The organism is Kitasatospora sp. NPDC054768 (genome assembly GCF_053612025.1).
On the sequence record NZ_JBSHBN010000269.1, the window covers coordinates 1 to 1,950 of the forward strand.

Annotated in this window: 3 protein-coding genes; 2 read left to right on the forward strand and 1 reads right to left on the reverse strand. The window is 66.2% G+C overall.

What is annotated here, in order from left to right; all coding sequences use genetic code 11:
* Positions 1 to 38: 38 nt before the first annotated feature.
* Positions 39 to 1,079 (reverse strand): helix-turn-helix domain-containing protein, encoded by a 1,041-nt coding sequence (locus ACWGKU_RS39585; RefSeq protein ID WP_452180673.1) that lies wholly within the window; start codon positions 1,077 to 1,079, stop codon positions 39 to 41.
* Between the two features lie 224 nt (positions 1,080 to 1,303).
* On the opposite strand from ACWGKU_RS39585, the gene ACWGKU_RS39590 reads away from it, so the two are divergent.
* The gene (locus ACWGKU_RS39590) at positions 1,304 to 1,513 is read left to right on the forward strand and encodes a hypothetical protein (RefSeq protein ID WP_452180665.1); all 210 of its coding nucleotides are present in this window, start codon (positions 1,304 to 1,306) and stop codon (positions 1,511 to 1,513) included.
* Between the two features lie 8 nt (positions 1,514 to 1,521).
* A complete protein-coding gene (locus ACWGKU_RS39595; RefSeq protein ID WP_401052118.1) occupies positions 1,522 to 1,749 on the forward strand; it encodes a hypothetical protein in 228 nt (75 codons plus the stop codon).
* Positions 1,750 to 1,950 lie beyond the last annotated feature (201 nt).

Consider the following 1,950-nt stretch of genomic DNA (forward strand, 5'->3'; position numbering starts at 1 on the left):
CGCCCGGAGCGGGCGAGGCACCACTCCGCCACAACGTCTCAGATGCTGCCGAACTCACCGGACTTGATGCCGGCGATGAAGGACTGCCAGGCGTCCATGTTGAAGGCGAGCTGAGGGCCGTCGGGGTTCTTGCTGTCACGGACGGGGAGGATGCCAAGCTGGCCCGGTGCGACCTCGATGCAGTTACCGCCGCCACTGCTGTACGAGGACTTCAGCCAGGAGACGGGCCTGGAGGCCGCGATGGGGAACATGGCGTGGAACTCCTTGAGACGCGTGCGGATGAGAGCCAGTGAGTCCGCACATGAGAGGGCTTGGGCCTGGAGCCAATCGTAAGTCCTTGCGAGGGAATGGATGTTGTCCTGGTTCTCTCGCTCCACGTAGCCCCGCTGGATGGTTTCGAGGTAGGCCATCCATGCCCCGCTCGGGGAGGTGAGCAACGTGAACGGCAAGAGCGACGGGAGGTTCTCGCCGAGGCTGGACGGCGCGATTTGCAGCATGACGTGCGGAAGACTGGCCACGTTCTCCAGTCGGCGAAGCTGTTCGGCCATGACGAAGGGGCCGCCGACAGGGCGCAGGCAACTCTCCTCCATGACGATGCGGATCGAGGGGGCGGGTTCCTGGTAGAGCACGGCTTGGCGCGCCATGCGGACATTGACGCGTTCGCTGACCTTGTCCCCGGGGATCTCGCCCCGTCGGGCCTCGGCGCTGACGATCGCGGAGGCGTAGGCCCGAGTCTGGAGCAGCCCGGGGATGACGTTCAGCTCGTAGACCTTGAAGGCCGTGGCCTTGCGCTCGTGCTCGATGAAGGAGACGAATCCGCCGATCAAGGTGCTGCTCTTGGCAGTCCAGTACAGGAGCTCAAGTGCCTCACAGGTGTCGAGTTCCTTGTCGCACCGGCGGACGAGGTTCAGCGGCGCGGGGCGGTCTCCGTTCTCGATCATGGAGATGAGTGAATCGCTGTAGTTGGTCCGTCGTCCGAGTTCGATCTGCGTGAGCCCCCTTGCCTTGCGGAAGCGTCGCAGCTGAACGCCGATGGCCGCGTTCGGAGATGAGGTTGGGTCTACTTCCCGCTGAGGCATGGTGATCACCGATTTCCACAATGCTCGCTGTCAAAGTGAAGCTCTTCTGATACTAGCCGCGAGCGGACACTCTTGGTGAGGGGGTAGCAACAGAGAGAGACTAGTCGGTGAATATGACGAACAGTCAATGCGGCGAGAGCCTCATCCTGCGGCGGAACTTTCCGCCCTGCCGCTGCGCGCAGTGCGGCGACTCCATCCCCGAGGCGCGGGTGAATGCTTCCGCCTTGACCCCGGCGGCGCCGCCCGTGCGGCGGGTGGTGCCGCCGACCAACCCCCACCGCCCCTCCATCGTCGGCGAGCGGGTCTTCGACGTCCGCTCCGGCCGCTGGGCCGCCTTCATGGGGTGGCAGCACGGTCGCGCCTACCTCCGGCCCCCGGGCGGCGGCATCGAGTGGGACACCGAAGCGCGCTGGATCACGAACACCGAACAGTGAGACGCCCGATGAGCAGCATGATCGACAAGATCACGGCCGAGGACCGTCGCACCGCGGCCGACGTCCTCGACGACCTCCAGGCCGTCCTGAGCGCCGCCGACGTGAAACTCCCGTCCCTCGGGATCGACTGGCGCTCGGCCAAGGCCACCGGCGTCGTCCTGATCGACCTCGGGGCCGCCCGGCCGGACGTCATCGAGCGGCTGGTCGTCGTCCTCCGCAGAGGTATGCGGCCGTAGTCGGTGCCGGTGTCGTCACGGCCGGAAGCCTTGTGCTGGCGGCATCGGTTCTCGCGATGATCCCCGAGCGCGTCTCCTCCGTCGCGAGCGCGTTGGTGTTCGTGCTCGTCTTCCTCGCCGCCTCGACGGGCGGGTTCGTGTTCGCGGCGGGCTGGATGAGGGTGCGGACATGACGGCGTGGGCTTCGAGTCGCCTCGAAGC